The organism is Kitasatospora purpeofusca (genome assembly GCF_000718025.1).
Lineage (GTDB): Bacteria > Actinomycetota > Actinomycetes > Streptomycetales > Streptomycetaceae > Kitasatospora > Kitasatospora purpeofusca.
Genome location: NZ_JODS01000009.1, coordinates 35,660 through 51,626 on the forward strand (window position 1 = coordinate 35,660; position 15,967 = coordinate 51,626).

Sequence of the window (15,967 nt, forward strand, 5' to 3'; positions counted from 1 at the left end):
CCGTCCGGATCGCCCGAAGCGTAGAAGGTCGATTGACGAAGCGTCAGGAGATGACCGGGATTGTTGCCAACCGTTCAAGTCTGTTCAATTGGTCACTATTCGAACCGCCCGGCCCCCCATTGGCGGGGGCCCGGGCGGCGCGGGCTCAGCGCTTGACGGCCACTCCGCCGTACATCGCGATGTCCTGGTCCCGGATCGGCGCGGCGTCCGGGTCCGGGTTCCAGTGGTGGACCAGGGTGACGCCGGGGTCCAGCAGCTCGTAGCCGTCGAAGAAGGCCAGGGTCTCGGCGCGGTCGCGGATCTGCAGCGGGATGCCCCGCGCGTTGTACTCGCGGCCCACGCCGCCGACGCCCACCGGGTCGGTGTCGCCGGTGAAGACGGTCAGGGCGAGGAAGCTGCCCGGCGCCAGGCGGTCCATCAGTCGCCGCACCAGGCCCTGCGGGTCGTCCGCGTCGAGGACGAAGTGCACGATGGCGATCAGCGACAGGGCCACCGGCCGGGAGAGGTCGAGCACCTGGCGCAGCGCCGGTGAGTCCAGGATCGAGTCGACGTCGCGCAGGTCGGCGTCCAGGTAGGCGGTGCGGCCCTCCGGCGCGCTGGACATCAGCGCGCGGGCGTGGGTCAGCACGATCGGGTCGTTGTCGACGTACACCACCCGTGATTCCGGGGCCACCGCCTGGGCGATCTCGTGCACGTTCGGCGAGGTGGGGATGCCCGTGCCGATGTCCAGGAACTGCCGCACCCCGTGCTTCTCGGCGAGGTGGCGGACCACCCGCTCCATGAAGGTGCGGGTGGTCCGCATCGAGGTCGGCAGGGCCGGCCAGGCCTGCACGGAGGCGTGGGCGGCGACCCGGTCCGGCGCGAAGTTGGTCTTGCCGCCGATGAGGTAGTCGTACACCCGGGCCGAGTGCGGGACGTCCATCCGGAGGTCCACTCCCGTCCACGACTCCCGGGCCGCCTCGCCCGGCCGCTCCCCCGACACCCAGTCAGCGCGCCCCATGTCGCTCTCCCGCTCTTCCCCGTGTGACGTTCCGGTCCGGCCCCGTCGGCGGCCCGCCGCGTCAACTCGGCGGCAGGCGCGCCTTCGTGCGCACGGAAACCGACCGTACACCAGGGGAACGGGCGGTGCCTGAACGGGTGGCGCGATCGGGCAGCGGCTCAGACCTGCCCGAACAGCGCCGCGAAGGCCGCCTCCAGACCGGTCACCGCCGCCGCCAGCACCGCGACCGTGCGCAGCGCGTCGACCACGGTGCCGACCCGGCGGCGCAGCGGGCCCTCGCGGGGCTCGTCGAGCGCCGTCTCGGCGAGGATCCCGGCCAGGGCGGCGTCCGCGTCCTCGGCGTCGGCGTCCGCGACGGCGCCCGGCCGTTCGGCCCGCAGCCGGGCGAGCGCGGCGCGCAGCGACTCGGCCGCCGCGCGCAGTGCCTCCGGTCCGGGCGGGGCCGCCGGGGCCGCGTCGGCGCCGATCCGCACGGTCGCGCCCTGGCCGCCGGCCACCGGGCCGTGCACGGTGGAGCCGACCACCTGGACCCCGCCGGTGTTCCAATTGGCCCCGGCGGGAGGCCGGTTCGCCTCCGGCCCGGCGGTGGCGTCGGTGTCCTCGGTCACTTGCCCTTCCCCTTCTCCTTGCCGATGTCCACCCGGGCCCCGGCACCGCCCGCGACCGGGCCGTGCACGGTGGAACCCACCACCTGGACACCGCCGTTGTTGATGTTGGTGATGCTCTGCGACTGCTCCTCGAAGGCGGCGCTGTCGTAGCCGCGCGCCTTCAGTTCGGCGCCGACCGCGCTGAACACCCGCTCGGTCACGGTGCTCAGGAAGCGCTGCACGTCGTGCTCCTGGAAGATGTTCTGGTAGGTCGCGCCGGCGCCGAGTTCGCGGACACTCGACCGGGGCGCGTAGTCCACGGCGTAGCCGGCCCGGGTCAGGTGGCGGTACCGGCGGGCGAGCCGGGCGGCCCGGCGGCGCGACTGCCAGACCTGCCGGACCTGGCCGACGGCGATCGCCGCGTCCCCGCCCAGCCGGCGCCCGGACCAGGCGAGCGCGTTCATCGCGTGCATGAAGCCGGAGCGGTGCCCCAGCAGGTCGACCACGTGGTACTCCTGCGCCACCGGGCCCAGCACGTACGGCAGCCACTCCAGGTACAGCAGGCCGCCGCGGGTGCTCGCCCGGACCAGCACGGTGACCACGACCTCCTCCTGCCAGGAGCCGACCCGGATCGCCAGGTAGTGCCGGAGCCGCTCGTGGCCGGAGCGGCTCAGCAGGTCGGCCCAGGCCGGTTCGAGCAGGACCTGCTCCCCGGCCCGGCCGGACATCGCGCCCAGCCAGCTGTCCGGGGCGTCGTCGCGCAGGCTCGGCCGGAACACCCGGTCGGTGACGGAGAGTCCTCGCAGGGAGTCCTCCGGGTAGCGCGGGTCCTGGGCGAGCGCGCGGACCCGCGCCGCGACGGAGCGGTAGAGGGTGGTGGTGTCGATCGGGTCCGGCACCCGGCCCTGCGCGGCCCGGTCGGCGGAGGGGCGCAGCTCGAAGGTCATCCGCCAGATCCGGCCGGCCTTGCCGAGGCCGACCAGGGGGGCCTGGCGCTGGTAGAGGAGTTCCGGTCCGGCCTGCTGCTCGCCCAGCCGCTCGTACACCCGGGCGGTCCGCGGGCCGCGGGGGCTCGGCGGCGGGACGGGGGTGGGGTCCATCCCCACCAGGGCGGACAGCCGGCGCCGCAGCCGGTAGCGCAGCCGGGCGGCGGCCAGCCAGAGCAGGGCCAGTTCGACCAGTACACCGGCGCCGATCGGGCCGAACAGGTCTGGAACGAAGACCCGGTTCAGGTCGGAGCCCTCGAGCGGGCCGTAGAGGTAGACCGCGGCGGCGGCCACCAGGGTCAGGGTGGCGAGCAGCCGGCCGAGGCCGGCGACGGCGCCGCGCCAGCCGGTGGCGCGCGGCGACCTCGGGGTGATCATCAGCCGCTCGATCTCCAGGCCGAGCCGGTGGTCCATCCGGCCGGACCCGAGGCCGCCGCCGGCCAGGGTGAGCAGCACGAGCAGCGCCAGGGCCGCGAGTCCGGCGCCCACGCCGAGCACCGGGAAGGCCAGCACCACGACCAGGACGCAGAACAGGCCGGTCCTGGCCTCCCAGCGGCGGGCGGTCAGGGCCTCGTGCAGGACCCGGACGAGGTCGGTGCCGGGCGAGGGGGCGGGGATCCGGAAGGACTGCTCGACCAGTTCCTCGATCAGCGCGGCGCGGAAGCGGCGGTCCAGCCAGGCGGCGGCGCACAGGTAGCGGGTGGCGTCGCCGGGGACGGTGCCCGCCTGGTGGTGCAGGTTCTCGGGCGTCGCCGGGACGGCGGGGCCGGAGGCGGGAGCGGCGGCGGGTGCGGGGCCCGACGCGGGAGCGGCAGCGGGCGCGGGGCCGGGCGTACCGGCGGAGGTGAACGAGGGGCCGAGGTACGTCGGGGTGTCGTGGGACTCCGGCGGGTCGGCGGGCACCTGATCGACGGGCGCGTGATCGGCGGGCGCCGGCCCGGCGGGTACCGGCTCTGGTGGCGTCGACCGCTGCTGCGGTACCGGCCTCGATCCCGGTGGGAGGACCGGCCCGGTCCTGATCGGCGGCGGTGGCGGTGCCGGTGGTGGTGACGGCGACCGCGGTGACGGCGGCGGATACCCCGGCGGCGGGGCGGGCGGTCGGGGCGGCGGGTAGAGCGAGGGCGGAGGGTAGGGCGGTGGTGTCCGCGAGGGTTCCTGCGGCGGAGGTGGCGGTGGGGTGCCACTGTCCATGCTGTCCCCATTCCCCAGGTCGTATTCCGGCGAACGAGCTCGGCCAGTAAAGCAGTTGACCTGCCCGACGGACAGCGCGCCGGACGCTTCGGCGGGTAACGGTTCGGCTCCGCCGAGTGGCGCGTGCAGGGAATTGGAGTCCTGGAGTCGCATTCGCTAGCCTTTCGAACGTGAGGCTGACCAAGAGCACCGACATCGCCCTCCGCATCGCCATGCGGCTGGCCGTCCTCGACGAGGGGGCCAACCCGACCACCCGCGAGGTGGCCGAGGCGGTCGGCGTGCCCTACACCCACGCCGCCAAGGTGGTCAGCCGACTGCAGCACCTCGGCGTGGTGGAAGCGCGGCGCGGTCACGGCGGGGGCCTGTCCCTCACCGCGGCCGGCCGCACCGGCTCGCTCGGCCCGCTGCTGCGCGAGCTGGAGGGAGTGGGCGACGTGGTCGGCTGCGAGGACGAACCGCCGTGCCCGCTGCGGGCCGCCTGCCGACTGCGCGGGGCACTGCGCACCGCGCAGGAGGCGTTCTTCGCCACCCTGGACCCGCTCTCGATCGGCGATCTGGTGGCCGCGCCGACCGGCCCGGTCCTGCTCGGCCTCACCGCTCGACCCGGTCCCGGCACAGGGCCCGGCCGCGACGCCGGCCCCTCCGACTGACCCGCCCCGGCCCCTATCGCGACCCCGACCCCGACCCCGAGCACCCCACCACCGCACCCCACCACCGCACGGCACCACCGCACGCCGGTCCGCGCATCCGCACGGGCAAAAATACGACTCTCAGATTCCAGTTTGGAGCGCCTCCGATGCTGTCCGCCAAGTCCGCCGAGGTCGTCGAAGCCACCCTGCCCGTCGTGGGTGGTGCCATCGGCGAGATCACGCCGCTGTTCTACGACCGGATGTTCGCCGCCCACCCGGAGCTGCTGCGCGACCTGTTCAACCGGGGCAACCAGTCCAACGGCAGCCAGCGGCAGGCGCTCGCGGGCTCGATAGCCGCCTTCGCGACCGCCCTGATCGCCGCCCCGGACACCCGTCCGGACGCGCTGCTCGCCCGCATCGCGCACAAGCACGTCTCGGTCGGCATCAGCGAGGACCAGTACCGGATCGTCCACGAGCACCTGTTCGCCGCCATCGTGGAGGTGCTCGGCGAGGCCGTCACCCCCGAGGTCGCGGCCGCCTGGGACGAGGTCTACTGGCTGATGGCGAACGCCCTGATCGCCGTCGAGGATCGGCTGCGCGCCGAGAGCGCCGCCGCCCAGCACCTCGACCCCGCCGACCTCTGGCGCCCGTACACCCTGGTCGCCCGCCACCCGGAGACCGACGACGTCACCACCTACCTGGTCCGCCCGGCCGACGGCGGCCCGCTGCCGGCCGCCAGGCCCGGCCAGTACCTGTCGGTGCGCGCCGAACTCCCCGACGGCGCCCGGCAGATCCGCCAGTACAGCCTGTCCGGCGTGGCGGACGGCGCGCTCCGGTTCACCGTCAAGCGGGCCGCCGCCGAGGCCGCGGGCGGCCCGGCCGGCGAGGTCTCCAACCACCTGCACGAGCACCTGCGCGCCGGGGACGTCCTCGACGTCGCCCCGCCGTTCGGCGACGTCGCGCTCGCCGAGGGCGAGGGCCCGCTGCTGCTCGCCTCGGCCGGCATCGGCAACACGCCGATCACCGCCATGCTGGCCCATCTCGCCGCCACCGGATCCACCCGCCGGGTCGTCACCGTGCACGGCGACCGCGACCAGCTGTCGCACGCCTTCCGGGCCGAGCTCGCCCAGCTGACCGCCAAGCTGCCGGACGCCGCCGCCCACGTCTTCTACGAGCGGCCGCTCGGCGACTGGCCGGCCGGGCGGACCGGCCTGGTCGACCTCTCCACGGTCGACGTCCCCGCGGGCGCCACCGCCTACCTCTGCGGCCCGCTGCCCTTCCTGCGCTCGGTCCGGGCCCAGCTCCTCGCGGCGGGCGTCCCGGCCGCCGACATCCACTACGAGGTGTTCGGCCCCGACCTCTGGCTCGGCCAGGACGCCTGACCGCGGCCACCGCGCTCCGTCCCCCGTCCTCCGTCCTCCGTCCGTGCAAGCCGCACGGACGCGGGGACGGAGCACCCGCGTGTCCGCGTGTCCCGCGAGGCTTTCCCGTAGCATCCGGCGCGAGAACCGACTCCAGAACCACCCGGCCCCGCGCCGGGGCCACGGGGAGGACCGTTGCGCGTCGCGCTGTTCGCCACCTGCGTCAATGACGCGCTGATGCCGTCCACCGCGATCGCCACCGTGCGGCTGCTGGAACGGCTCGGGGTCGAGGTCGACTTCCCCGCCGCGCAGAGCTGTTGCGGTCAGCCGCAGTTCAACAGCGGCTACCGGCGGGCCTGCGAACCGCTGGTCCGCCGCACCGTGCGGGCCTTCGCCGGGTACCGGCACGTGGTGGCGCCGTCCGGCTCCTGCGTGGCGACGGTGCGCACCGCCCACCCGCGGATCGCCGCCCGGGCCGGCGGCGGACTGGCCGCCGCCGTGGGCGAGTTGACGCCCCGGGTGTACGAGCTGAGCGAGTTCCTGGTCGATGTCCTGGGCGTCGAGGACGTGGGCGCGTGGTTCCCGCACCCGGTGACCTACCACCCGTCCTGCCACGGGCTGCGGCTGCTCGGCCTCGGTGACCGGCCGCTACGGCTGCTGCGGGCCGTGCGCGGGCTGGAACTGCTCGAACTGCCGGGCGCCGAGGAGTGCTGCGGCTTCGGCGGGACCTTCGCGCTGAAGAACGCGGCGGTCTCGGCCGCGATGGCCGCCGACAAGACCGCCGCCGCCCTCGCCACCGGCGCCGAGGTGCTGTGCGGCGGCGACACCTCCTGCCTGCTGCACCTCGGCGGCACCCTGCGCCGGCAGGGCGCGCCGCTGCGTCCGCTGCACCTCGCCGAGATCCTCGCCAGCACCGAGGCCGAGCCCTGGCGGGCACCGTGAGCGGAACCTTCCTCGGACTGCCGGCCTTCCCCGAGGCCGCCGCCGCGGCCGTGCAGGACGAACGGCTGCGCGCCAATCTGCGGCACGCCACCGGCACCATCCGCGCCAAGCGGGCCCGGGCCGTCGCCGAACTCGCCGACTGGGCCGAACTGCGCGCCGCCGCCAAGGCCGTCAAGGACCGCACCCTGGACCGACTCGACCACTACCTGGTCCGGTTGGAGCAGAACGTGACCGCCGCGGGCGGGCAGGTGCACTGGGCCGCCGACGCCGAGGAGGCCAACCGGATCGTCACCGGCCTGGTCCGCGCCACCGGCGAGCGGGAGGTGGTGAAGGTCAAGTCCATGGCCACCCAGGAGATCGGGCTCAACGAGGCACTCGCCGAGGCCGGCATCCGCGCCTACGAGACCGATCTCGCCGAGCTGATCGTCCAGTTGGGGAACGACCGGCCCTCGCACATCCTGGTCCCGGCGATCCACCGCAACCGGGGCGAGATCCGGGACATCTTCGCCGATCGGATGGCCGACCTGGGCCGCCCGGCACCCGAGGGACTCACCGACGAGCCCGCCGAACTCGCCGAGGCCGCGCGGCTGCACCTGCGGGAGAAGTTCCTCCGGGCGAAGGTCGCCGTCTCCGGCGCCAACTTCATGATCGCCGAGACCGGCACCCTGGTGGTCGTGGAGTCCGAGGGCAACGGGCGGATGTGCCTGACCCTGCCCCGGACCCTGATCTCGGTGGTCGGCATCGAGAAGGTCCTGCCCACCTGGCGGGACCTGGAGATCTTCCTGCAACTGCTGCCCCGCTCCGCCACCGCCGAGCGGATGAACCCGTACACCTCGCTCTGGACCGGCACCCACGCCGACGGCCCGGACGGCGACGGCCCCGAGGAGTTCCACCTGGTCCTGCTCGACAACGGCCGCACGGACGTACTGGCCGACCGGACCGGCCGGCAGGCCCTGCGCTGCATCCGCTGCTCGGCCTGCCTCAACGTCTGCCCGGTCTACGAACGGGCCGGCGGGCACGCCTACGGCTCGGTCTACCCCGGGCCGATCGGTGCCATCCTGACACCCCAACTCCGGGGCACCGAAACCCCCTTGGACGCATCGCTGCCGTACGCCTCGTCGCTCTGCGGCGCCTGCTACGAGGTCTGCCCGGTGGCGATCGACATCCCCGAAGTGCTGGTCCACCTGCGCGAACGGGTCGCCGACGGGCCCCGCCACCGGCTGGCGCGGGCCGCGGCGGCCGCCGCCGCCTACGTGCTCGACCACCCCGGCCTGCTGCGGGCCGCCGAACGGGCCGCCGCCCGCACCCGGCGGCTGCACCCCCGCCGGCTCCCCGGCCCGGGGCGCGCCTGGACCGACACCCGCGAGCTCCCGGCCGTCCCGCCCGAACCGTTCCGCGACTGGTGGCGGAGGAACCGAGGATGAACCCCGACTCCCCCACCGGCGGCTCCCGCGAGCTGGTGCTGTCCCGGATCCGGGCTGCCCTGGGCCGAGCCGCAACGACGCCCGCGGACCGACCCGAGGACGGGAACGGCCCGGCGGACGACAGCGCCGTCCCGCGCGACTACCTGCGCAGCCACGTGCCCGCGGACGACCCGGACGCGCTGCTCGACCTGCTCCACCGCAACCTGGTCGACTACCGCGCCCTGGTCCACCGCTGCACCCCGGCCGAACTGCCGGACCTGATCGGTGCCCTGCTCGACGCCCGCGGCGCCCGCACGGTGGCCGTGCCGCCCGGGCTGCCGCCGGCCTGGACCGCGGCCGTCCGGGCCGAGGCGCTCGCCAACGACGGCCCCGGAGGACCGCTCACCGCCGCCCGGCTGGACGGCGTCGACAGCGTGCTCACCGGCTGCGCCCTGGCGATCGCCGAGACCGGCACCCTGGTCCTGGACGCCGGTCCGGGCCAGGGCCGCCGACTGCTCACGCTCGTCCCCGATCACCACATCTGCGTGGTCCGCGCGCCCGGGCAGGTGGTCGCCTCCGTCCCGCTCGCCCTCCCCCGCCTCGACCCCGCCCGCCCGCAGACCTGGATCTCCGGGCCGTCGGCCACCAGCGACATCGAACTCACCCGGGTGGAGGGCGTGCACGGCCCCCGCACCCTGGAGGTGGTGCTGGTGCGGGACTGACCCCGAGACTGACCGCGGGACCGCCCGCGGGCCGGGGCGCGGCGCCTCAGGGCCGGAGTTCCAGCGTGCAGCACTTGGGGCCGCCGCCGCCCTTGAACAGCTCGGAGACGTCGACCGGTATCGGCTCGTAGCCCTCGTCGGCGAGGCGGGCGGCCAGCGCCTTCGCGGCCTCCGGCAGCAGCACCCGGCGGCCGTCGGAGACGGCGTTCAGGCCGAACACCTCGGCGTCCTCCAGGTCGGCGAGGACGGCGTCCGGGTAGAGGCTGCGCAGCAGCGCCTGGCTGTCCGGGGTGAACGCCTCCGGGTAGTACATGACCTGGTCGTCGGCGAGGACGGCGAGCGCGGTGTCCAGGTGGTAGAAGCGCGGGTCCACCAGGGCCAGGGTGAGCACCTGGAGGCCGAAGAGGTCCCGGGCCTCGGCGTGCGCGGCCGGGTCGGTGCGGAAGCCGCTGCCGGCCAGCACCCGGCGGCCGGCCACCAGGTGGTCGCCCTCGCCCTCGTTGACCTGCGCGGCGCGCCGCACCTCGCGGTAGCCGCCGGCCTCGAACCAGGCCTGGTGGGCGTCGGACTCGCCGGCCCGCTCGGGGTGGCGGAAGTTCGCGACCAGCACCCGGCCGTCGATCACGGTGGCGCCGTTGGCCGTGTAGACCATGTCCGGCAGGCCGGGCACCGGGTCGATCAGCTCCACGGTGTGGCCGAGCTGCTGATAGAGCGCGTACAGCCGCTCCCACTGCTGCACGGCGAGCGCGGTGTCCGTCGGCTGCGCCGGGTCCATCCAGGGGTTGATCGCGTACTCGACCGTGAAGTGCGTCGGCCGGCACATGAGGTAGCGCCGCGGCCTCGCGGTGCGCTCCGGGATTCGGTACGGCATGCGGCGACCTCCGCGGTCGGGAACGGGACGGTGCAGAGAGGAAGCAGTGGCGGAGCGGAAACGGGCCCCCGTACGGGGCGCGGGCACCGCCCGCCGCCTACGTCCGTACGGTCCCAGAGGGCGGCTGCCCCGGGAGTGCCGCTTCCACACCCGGGCGGGCGCACCGGGTGGCGCAGTACCCCGCGCATCCGGTGCGCCCACCCGCGCGCCCCTGGCGCACAAGGGCGCTCGCGAGCCGTTCCGGAACGTCCGAACCCGTCGTTCCGGCCCCTGCGGGCCTCCGCCCGGGGCCTTTCGGCCCTTCCGTCCGCACCGCTCCGAGGCTTCCGCCCGCGTCCCTCCGGCCCTTGCGGTCCGGGCCTTCCGGCCGCACGTGGCCGATCTCACGTACCGCTACCGGCCACCTACGGTGGCGTAGGTCACTTGAGACAGTGAACTATCTCCTTCATGTCGTACCTCCAGGAGACTCTTGACCTCAATTCGTACGTGGCCCTCGGGGACAGCTTCACCGAGGGCCTGAACGACCCCGGCGCCGACGGTGCCTTCGCCGGCTGGGCCGACCGGCTGGCGGGGCTGCTCGCCGGTGACCGGCCGCCGGGCGGCTTCCAATACGCGAACCTCGCGGTGCGAGGCCGGCTGCTGGACCAGATCATGGCCGAGCAGGTGCCGGAGGTCCGCCGGATCCGGCCGGACCTGGTCACCTTCTGCGCCGGCGGGAACGACATCCTGCGCCCGGGCAGCGACCCGGACGAGGTGGCCGAGCGCTTCGAGGTCGCCGTCGCCCAACTCGTCGACGCGGCGGGCACGGTGCTCATCTGCACCGGCTTCGACACGCGCGGCGTGCCGCTGTTCAAGCACCTGCGCGGGAAGATCGCCACCTACAACAACCACATGCGCGCCGTCGCCGACCGGTACGACTGCAAGGTGGCCGACCTCTGGTCGCTGCGGGCCGTCCAGGACCGCCGCGCCTGGAGCGAGGACCGCCTGCACCTCTCCCCCGAGGGCCACCAGCGGGTCGCCCTGCTGGCCGCCCGCTCGCTGGGCCTGCGCACCGAGCAGGACCCGGAGGCCCCCTGGCCGTCCACCCCGGCGCTCTCCCCCGCCGAGCAGCGCCGGGAGAACCTCCAGTGGGCCCGCGAGTTCCTGCTGCCGTGGGTCGGCCGCCGGCTCCGCGGGGAGTCCTCCGGCGACAACGTCGAGGCCAAGCGCCCCGAGCTGATGCCGCTCTGACGATCCGTCAGCCGACGGACCGTCGGACGGCGGCCGGTCGACCGGCCGCCCTCGCACCCGCGCGGACCCCCGCGTGCACGAGGGCGGCCAGACCGGCGCCGACCAGGTACCAGAGCAGATCCGGCGGGTTGAAGGTGGAGCCGAGCACCAGCCGGGCGAGCGTGCTGCGCCGGGCCAGGTCGTCCGGGACCCCGGTGAGCTGGAACAGCTCCACCGCCCAGCTGAGGCCCGCCGCCCAGGCGGCCGCGACGGCCGGCCGCAGCCGCGGCGCGACCAGCACCGCCAGGGCGTACAGCAGCACGGTGTAGAGGGCGTCGCCCGCGTACTTGGCCGCCTCGCCGCCCGCCACCGTCCGTACCGCCAGCCCCGCACCGACCGTGAGCACCGCCGCCACCGCGGCCGCGCCCCGGACCGCCCACCGCCCCCGAAGATCGTCCATCCCCGCACCCTAAGGCCGGCCGGCGCCTGCCACCGACCGGCCGTGGCCCGCCCACCTGCCACGACCCTGCGGCCGCCCCGGGAACCGCGGTCGCCCCCCGGTGCGTCCCTCCCTGCCGGAGGACCGGACGGGCGGACCGGTACCCTGCTGGCCGGCCCGTTTCCGGGCCGGGTCCGCGCAGGCCGCGGGCGGGAACGACAGAGACAGGGCGGGGCGCAGTGACGCAGCTGACCGATACGGTGAACGGGTCCGGGACACCGGCGGACGTGGCGGGGGCCGGGCAGGGGCCCGGGCGGCGGTTCACCGTCGAGGGCTTCGCGCCGCGCCAGGACGGCGGGGCGCGCGAGCGCGGCAAGGCCCTGCGCACCCGCACCCCGCGCGAGCGGCACGCCGAGTTCCCGCCCGTCACCGACCGCCCGAGCGCCGTCCAGGCGATCGAGGCCTCCAACGAGGGCCGGCTGGCCGAGCTGGTGCCGATCCGGCTGGGCCGGATGGCCGCCACCCCGTTCGCCTTCCTGCGCGGTTCGGCCGGGCTGATGGCCGCCGACCTCGCCGCCACCCCGACCAGCGGCACCGTCGCCCAGCTGTGCGGCGACGCCCACGCCGCCAACTTCGGCCTGTACGGCGACGCGCGCGGCCGGCTCGTGATGGACATCAACGACTTCGACGAGACCGTCCCCGGCCCGTGGGAGTGGGACCTCAAGCGGCTCGCCGCGAGCCTGGTCCTGGCCGGCCGGGAGATCGGCGCCGACGAGACCACCGCCCGCCGGGCGGCCTTCGACGCGGCCGGCGCCTACCGCCGGACCATGCGCACCCTGGCCAAGCTGCCCGCGCTGGACGCCTGGAACGCCGTCGCGGACGAGCAGTTGGTCTCCTTCGCCCAGGCGCACGACCTGACCGAGCTGCTGGAGAAGGTCGGCGCGAAGGCGCTCGGCAACACCAGCGCCCGGTTCGCCGCCAAGTCCGCCGTCCGCTCCGAGGACGGCTCCTGGCGCTTCACCGCGGCACCGCCGGTGCTCAGCGAGGTCACGGACGCCACGGCCGCCGCCGTCGCCGCCTCGCTCGGCGAGTACGTCCGGACCGTGCCCGGCGAGCTGCATCCGCTGCTGTCCCGCTACCGGGTGCAGGACGTGGCGTTCCGCGTCGTGGGCACCGGCAGCGTCGGCACCCGCTCCTACGTCGTCCTGCTGACCGACCACCGCGAGCAGCCGCTGGTGCTCCAGGTGAAGGAGGCGCGCCCGTCGGTGCTGCTGCCGCACCTGGCCCGGGCCGGCCACCCGGTCGCCGCCGCGGACGTCCACGAGGGCCGCCGGGTGGTGCGCGGGCAGAAGCGGATGCAGGTGGTCAGCGACACCCTGCTCGGCTGGACCACGGTCGACGGACTCCCCTACCAGGTGCGCCAGTTCCGCAACCGCAAGGGCAGCGTGGACCCGGCCGCCCTGCTGCCCGCCCAGCTGGACGACTACGCCCGGATCACCGGCGCCCTGCTCGCCCGCGCCCACGCCCACACCGCCGACCCCGGGGTGATCAGCGGCTACTGCGGCAAGAACGAGGCCCTGGACGAGGCGGTGGCCGGCTTCGCGGTCGCCTACGCCGACCGCACCGAGGCCGACCACGCCGACCTCCTCACCGCCATACGCGCCGGCCGCCTCCCGGCCGAGCACGGCGTCTGACGGACACCCGGTCCCTCGCTCCCGGTCAGGGGGCGAGGAACGGGGCGACCGCGGCGACGAACTCCTCGGGGCGGTCCTGGTGCACCAGGTGGCCGGCGTCGACGGTGACCAGGCGGCAGTCGGGGATCAGGCGGGACAGTTCGGCCAGTCCGGCCTGCGGGACGTGGCTGGTCGGGCCGCCCGCGACCAGCAGGGTGGGGGCGGTGACGGCGGTCATCCGCTCCAGCCACAGCGGGTCCGGCCGGTCGATCTGGCCCTTGATCTGCCGGACCACCGCCCAGTCGAAGTCGACGGGCTCCTCGGGGGCGTCGGCCACCGGGCTCGCCGGGCGGGGGCGCGGGGCGGGGACGTCCTCCAGGACGAGCCTGGCGACCCGCTCCGGCCGCTCCTGGGCGACCAGGTAGGCGACCACCCCGCCCATCGAGTGGCCGACCAGGTCCACCCGGTCCAGGCCGTGCGCGTCCAGCAGGGCGAGCACGTCGTCCCGCATCGCCTCCAGGCTGTACCGGCCGGGGCGTCCGCTGTCGCCGTGGCCGCGCAGGTCGAGCGCGTGCACGCGGTGGTGCGGGGCGAGGGCGGGGAGCACCACGTCCCAGTCGGTGGCCCGCTCGCCGAGGGCGTGCAGCAGGACCAGCGGCGGGCCGTCGGCCGGGCCGCTCTCCCGGCAGGCGAGGGAGAGGCCCGGCAGTTCGACTCTCAGAGGCTCGGTCATACCGGCACCGTAGCCGGGGCCCGCGTCGTCCGGACCCGGCTTTTCGCACAGCGAACAGCCGGGTCCGGACAGCGGTCGGCGGTCAGCGGCTCGGGGTGTTCTCCCGGGCAGCGGCACCCGGCGCGTCCGCGACCTCCCCGGCCGCCGCTTCGACCGACGCCGCTTCGACCGACGCCGCCTCGCGCGCCGACACCCGGCCCGCCAGCACCGAGGCGACCACCGCCAGCGCCGCCACCGTCGCGCAGACGCCGCTCGCCCACGCGTACGCCGCCCGGTGCCCGCCGCCCCCGCCGGTCGCCCGCAGATAGACGCCGGACAGCGCCGAGATGCTGACCGCCGCCGCGATCCGCTGCGCCATCTGCAGGATCGCCCCGCTCACCCCGGCCGCCTCGGCCGGCGCGTGCCGCAGCACGAACGCCTGGTTGGAGGCCGCCATCAGCCCGACCGAGGCGCCGCCCAGCAGTTGGAGCAGCGCGAGCAGCCAGGGCAGCGGGCCGGTCGGCGCCCAGCGCGCGACCAGGCCGCCCGCGAGCATCACCAGCGCCGAGCCGGCCATGCCCGCGGTGACGGTCCGCCGGCCGAAGCGCTGGACGACCCGCCAGGCGAACGCCGAGGCGAAGCCCATCGCGACCGCCGACGGCAGCGCGACCAGGGCCGCGCCCATCGGCGAGAGGCCGAGCCCGTCCTGGAGGAACATCGTCAGCACCAGTCCGGCGGCCAGCGAGGAGCCGAACTGCAACATCGCCACCGCCGTCCCGAGCGCGTACGGCGCTGAGCGGGTCAGCGCCGGGTGGATCAGCGGGTGGCCGCCGCGCCGGGCGTAGCGGCGCTGCCACCGGGCCAGCGCGCCGAGCAGCGCGGCCGCCGCGGCGGCGAACCCGAGCCAGCCGGCCCAGCCGGGGGGCTGGACGAACGGCAGCATCAGCGCAAGGGTCAGCGCGGCGACGAGCAGCAGTCCGACCAGGTCGAGGTCGGCGTGCCGGGCGCTGGGGCGCGGGCGCGGCAGGTGGCGGACCGCCAGCAGCAGGGTGGCCAGTCCGAACGGCACATTGAGCAGGAAGGTCAGCCGCCAGCCCTGTTCCGGTCCGACGGCGGCGAGCACCGCGCCGCCGATCGGCGGGCCGAGGGCGAAGGCGAGGCCGCCGGTCACGGCGTACATCCCGAGCGCGCGGGCCCGCAGCTGGCCCTGGAAGACGTCCTGGAGGGTGCCGATCATCTGGGAGTTCACCAGTCCGGCGCCGGCGCCCTGGAGCAGCCGGGCGGCGACCAGCACCCAGGGCTCGGTGGCGGTCGCGGAGAGCAGGCTGACGACGGTGAACAGGGCGAGGCCGCCGACGAAGAACCACTTGCGGCCGCGCACGTCACCGAGCCGCCCGCCGGGTATCAGGGCCAGGCCGAAGGCCAGCGAGTAGCCGGCCACGATCCACTGCAGGTGCGCGGGATGGGCGTGCAGCGACTCGCGCAGCGCGGGGATCGCGGTGTTGAGCACCGACTGGTCGATGAGGGTGGTGAAGCCGCCGGCGACGCAGACCAGCAGCACCCGCCGCCCGGCCGCGTCGAACCGCTCCCTGACCGGCGGGGCCGTTATCGCGCCGGTCGCGCTCACGGTTCGACCACCACCAGCGCGTACCGGGCACCGGCCGGGCCGGGGCAGTGGAAGCGGCTGGTCTCGGCGGTGAAGCGCAGGCAGTCCCCGGCCTCCAGCAGGTGCTCCGTGCCGTCGACGGTCATCGACAGCAGGCCGTCCAGCACCCAGAGGTGGTGCTCCCGGCCGGTGTCGTCGGGCTTGTCGTAGGCGATGTCGGCGCCGGCCGGCAGCCGGCCCTCGATCACCTCGGCCCGCAGCGAGCCGTGCGGCGGCGAGACGGAGCGCCGGACGTACCCGGTCGCCTCGTCCCGCCAGACCCGCTGGTCCCCGGCCCGCACCAGCCGGGCGGGGGCCGCCTCGACCTCGGCGAGCAGCCGCGACATGCTGCGCCCGTACACCGTGCAGAGCCGCCCGAGCAGCGCCGCCGTCGGGCTCACCTCGGCCCGTTCGACCCGCGACAGCGTCGAGCGGCTGACGTCCGCCCGGCGCGCCAACTCCTCAAGTGTCCAACCGCGTTCGACCCGCAGTTCGGCGAGCCGTTCCGCCAGCCGCTCGTCGGCGGCCGTGTCCATTCCCATATCCGTGATGCTATCCCGGATATGGGACGCCCCCGGTCCGGGCCGCACAGCCGGA

At 75.4% G+C, this 15,967-nt stretch carries 15 protein-coding genes; 7 read left to right on the plus strand and 8 right to left on the minus strand.

Going from position 1 to position 15,967, the window contains the following annotated elements; translation table 11 throughout:
* Window positions 1-145 precede the first annotated feature (145 nt).
* The 3 genes from IF01_RS0115185 to IF01_RS0115195 form a co-directional block, all read right to left on the minus strand.
* Window positions 146-1,000 carry an SAM-dependent methyltransferase gene (locus IF01_RS0115185; protein ID WP_078879978.1) on the minus strand — a complete coding sequence of 285 codons (855 nt, stop codon included), beginning with the start codon at window positions 998-1,000 and terminating at the stop codon, window positions 146-148.
* A 158-nt stretch (window positions 1,001-1,158) separates the two neighbouring features.
* A complete protein-coding gene (locus IF01_RS0115190; protein WP_030393931.1) occupies window positions 1,159-1,608 on the minus strand; it encodes a hypothetical protein in 450 nt (149 codons plus the stop codon).
* On the minus strand, window positions 1,605-3,476 hold the full coding sequence (locus IF01_RS0115195) for an AbeC-like domain-containing protein (protein WP_030393932.1): 1,872 nt from the start codon (window positions 3,474-3,476) through the stop codon (window positions 1,605-1,607). Before IF01_RS0115195 ends, IF01_RS0115190 begins: the two co-directional genes overlap by 4 nt.
* Before the next feature lie 458 nt (window positions 3,477-3,934).
* On the opposite strand from IF01_RS0115195, the gene IF01_RS0115200 reads away from it, so the two are divergent.
* The 5 genes from IF01_RS0115200 to IF01_RS0115220 all read left to right on the plus strand — a co-directional run bounded on the left by IF01_RS0115200 (window position 3,935) and on the right by IF01_RS0115220 (window position 8,821).
* A complete protein-coding gene (locus IF01_RS0115200; RefSeq protein WP_030393933.1) occupies window positions 3,935-4,414 on the plus strand; it encodes an RrF2 family transcriptional regulator in 480 nt (159 codons plus the stop codon).
* A gap of 146 nt (window positions 4,415-4,560) precedes the next feature.
* A complete protein-coding gene (locus IF01_RS0115205; protein ID WP_030393934.1) occupies window positions 4,561-5,775 on the plus strand; it encodes a globin domain-containing protein in 1,215 nt (404 codons plus the stop codon).
* Window positions 5,776-5,949: 174 nt separating this feature from the next.
* Window positions 5,950-6,696 carry a (Fe-S)-binding protein gene (locus IF01_RS0115210; RefSeq protein WP_030393935.1) on the plus strand — a complete coding sequence of 249 codons (747 nt, stop codon included), beginning with the start codon at window positions 5,950-5,952 and terminating at the stop codon, window positions 6,694-6,696.
* Window positions 6,693-8,120, plus strand: coding sequence for a LutB/LldF family L-lactate oxidation iron-sulfur protein (locus tag IF01_RS0115215; protein ID WP_030393936.1), 1,428 nt, complete (start codon window positions 6,693-6,695; stop codon window positions 8,118-8,120). Before IF01_RS0115210 ends, IF01_RS0115215 begins: the two co-directional genes overlap by 4 nt.
* Window positions 8,117-8,821 carry a LutC/YkgG family protein gene (locus tag IF01_RS0115220; protein ID WP_030393937.1) on the plus strand — a complete coding sequence of 235 codons (705 nt, stop codon included), beginning with the start codon at window positions 8,117-8,119 and terminating at the stop codon, window positions 8,819-8,821. The genes IF01_RS0115215 and IF01_RS0115220 overlap by 4 nt, the downstream gene beginning before the upstream one ends.
* Window positions 8,822-8,867: 46 nt before the next feature.
* Here the strand turns inward: IF01_RS0115220 and ddaH are convergent, their stop codons facing one another.
* Complete coding sequence (gene ddaH, locus IF01_RS0115225) at window positions 8,868-9,692, minus strand: dimethylargininase (RefSeq protein WP_030393938.1); 825 nt, start codon at window positions 9,690-9,692, stop codon at window positions 8,868-8,870.
* 447 nt (window positions 9,693-10,139) lie between these two features.
* On the opposite strand from ddaH, the gene IF01_RS0115230 reads away from it, so the two are divergent.
* Window positions 10,140-10,922, plus strand: coding sequence for an SGNH/GDSL hydrolase family protein (locus IF01_RS0115230; protein ID WP_030393939.1), 783 nt, complete (start codon window positions 10,140-10,142; stop codon window positions 10,920-10,922).
* 7 nt (window positions 10,923-10,929) lie between these two features.
* On the opposite strand, the gene IF01_RS0115235 is transcribed toward IF01_RS0115230, so the two are convergent.
* Window positions 10,930-11,361 (minus strand): ribosomal maturation YjgA family protein, encoded by a 432-nt coding sequence (locus IF01_RS0115235; protein ID WP_030393940.1) that lies wholly within the window; start codon window positions 11,359-11,361, stop codon window positions 10,930-10,932.
* A gap of 218 nt (window positions 11,362-11,579) precedes the next feature.
* Between IF01_RS0115235 and IF01_RS0115240 the strand changes: the two genes are divergently transcribed.
* On the plus strand, window positions 11,580-13,034 hold the full coding sequence (locus IF01_RS0115240) for a DUF2252 domain-containing protein (RefSeq protein WP_051755376.1): 1,455 nt from the start codon (window positions 11,580-11,582) through the stop codon (window positions 13,032-13,034).
* Window positions 13,035-13,059: 25 nt separating this feature from the next.
* Here IF01_RS0115240 and IF01_RS0115245 read toward each other — a convergent pair whose 3' ends face one another.
* The 3 genes from IF01_RS0115245 to IF01_RS0115255 form a co-directional block, all read right to left on the minus strand.
* Entirely contained in the window at window positions 13,060-13,746 is a 687-nt protein-coding gene (locus IF01_RS0115245) for an alpha/beta fold hydrolase (RefSeq protein ID WP_030393942.1), read from the minus strand.
* A gap of 82 nt (window positions 13,747-13,828) precedes the next feature.
* Window positions 13,829-15,352: an MFS transporter gene (locus IF01_RS0115250; protein WP_244215514.1), complete on the minus strand. Its 1,524-nt coding sequence runs from the start codon at window positions 15,350-15,352 to the stop codon at window positions 13,829-13,831.
* Window positions 15,349-15,912 (minus strand): helix-turn-helix domain-containing protein, encoded by a 564-nt coding sequence (locus IF01_RS0115255; RefSeq protein WP_030393944.1) that lies wholly within the window; start codon window positions 15,910-15,912, stop codon window positions 15,349-15,351. The genes IF01_RS0115250 and IF01_RS0115255 overlap by 4 nt, the downstream gene beginning before the upstream one ends.
* Between the last annotated feature and the right edge of the window lie 55 nt (window positions 15,913-15,967).

Bases quoted from the DNA above. Each gene is read 5' to 3' on its own strand.
- IF01_RS0115185 (WP_078879978.1), bottom strand. From the start codon at position 1,000: ATGGGGCGCGCTGACTGGGTGTCGGGGGAGCGGCCGGGCGAGGCGGCC.
- IF01_RS0115205 (WP_030393934.1), top strand. From the start codon at position 4,561: ATGCTGTCCGCCAAGTCCGCCGAGGTCGTCGAAGCCACCCTGCCCGTC.
- IF01_RS0115220 (WP_030393937.1), top strand. From the start codon at position 8,117: ATGAACCCCGACTCCCCCACCGGCGGCTCCCGCGAGCTGGTGCTGTCC.
- ddaH (WP_030393938.1), bottom strand. From the start codon at position 9,692: ATGCCGTACCGAATCCCGGAGCGCACCGCGAGGCCGCGGCGCTACCTC.
- IF01_RS0115230 (WP_030393939.1), top strand. From the start codon at position 10,140: ATGTCGTACCTCCAGGAGACTCTTGACCTCAATTCGTACGTGGCCCTC.
- IF01_RS0115235 (WP_030393940.1), bottom strand. From the start codon at position 11,361: ATGGACGATCTTCGGGGGCGGTGGGCGGTCCGGGGCGCGGCCGCGGTG.
- IF01_RS0115245 (WP_030393942.1), bottom strand. From the start codon at position 13,746: ATGACCGAGCCTCTGAGAGTCGAACTGCCGGGCCTCTCCCTCGCCTGC.
- IF01_RS0115255 (WP_030393944.1), bottom strand. From the start codon at position 15,912: ATGGGAATGGACACGGCCGCCGACGAGCGGCTGGCGGAACGGCTCGCC.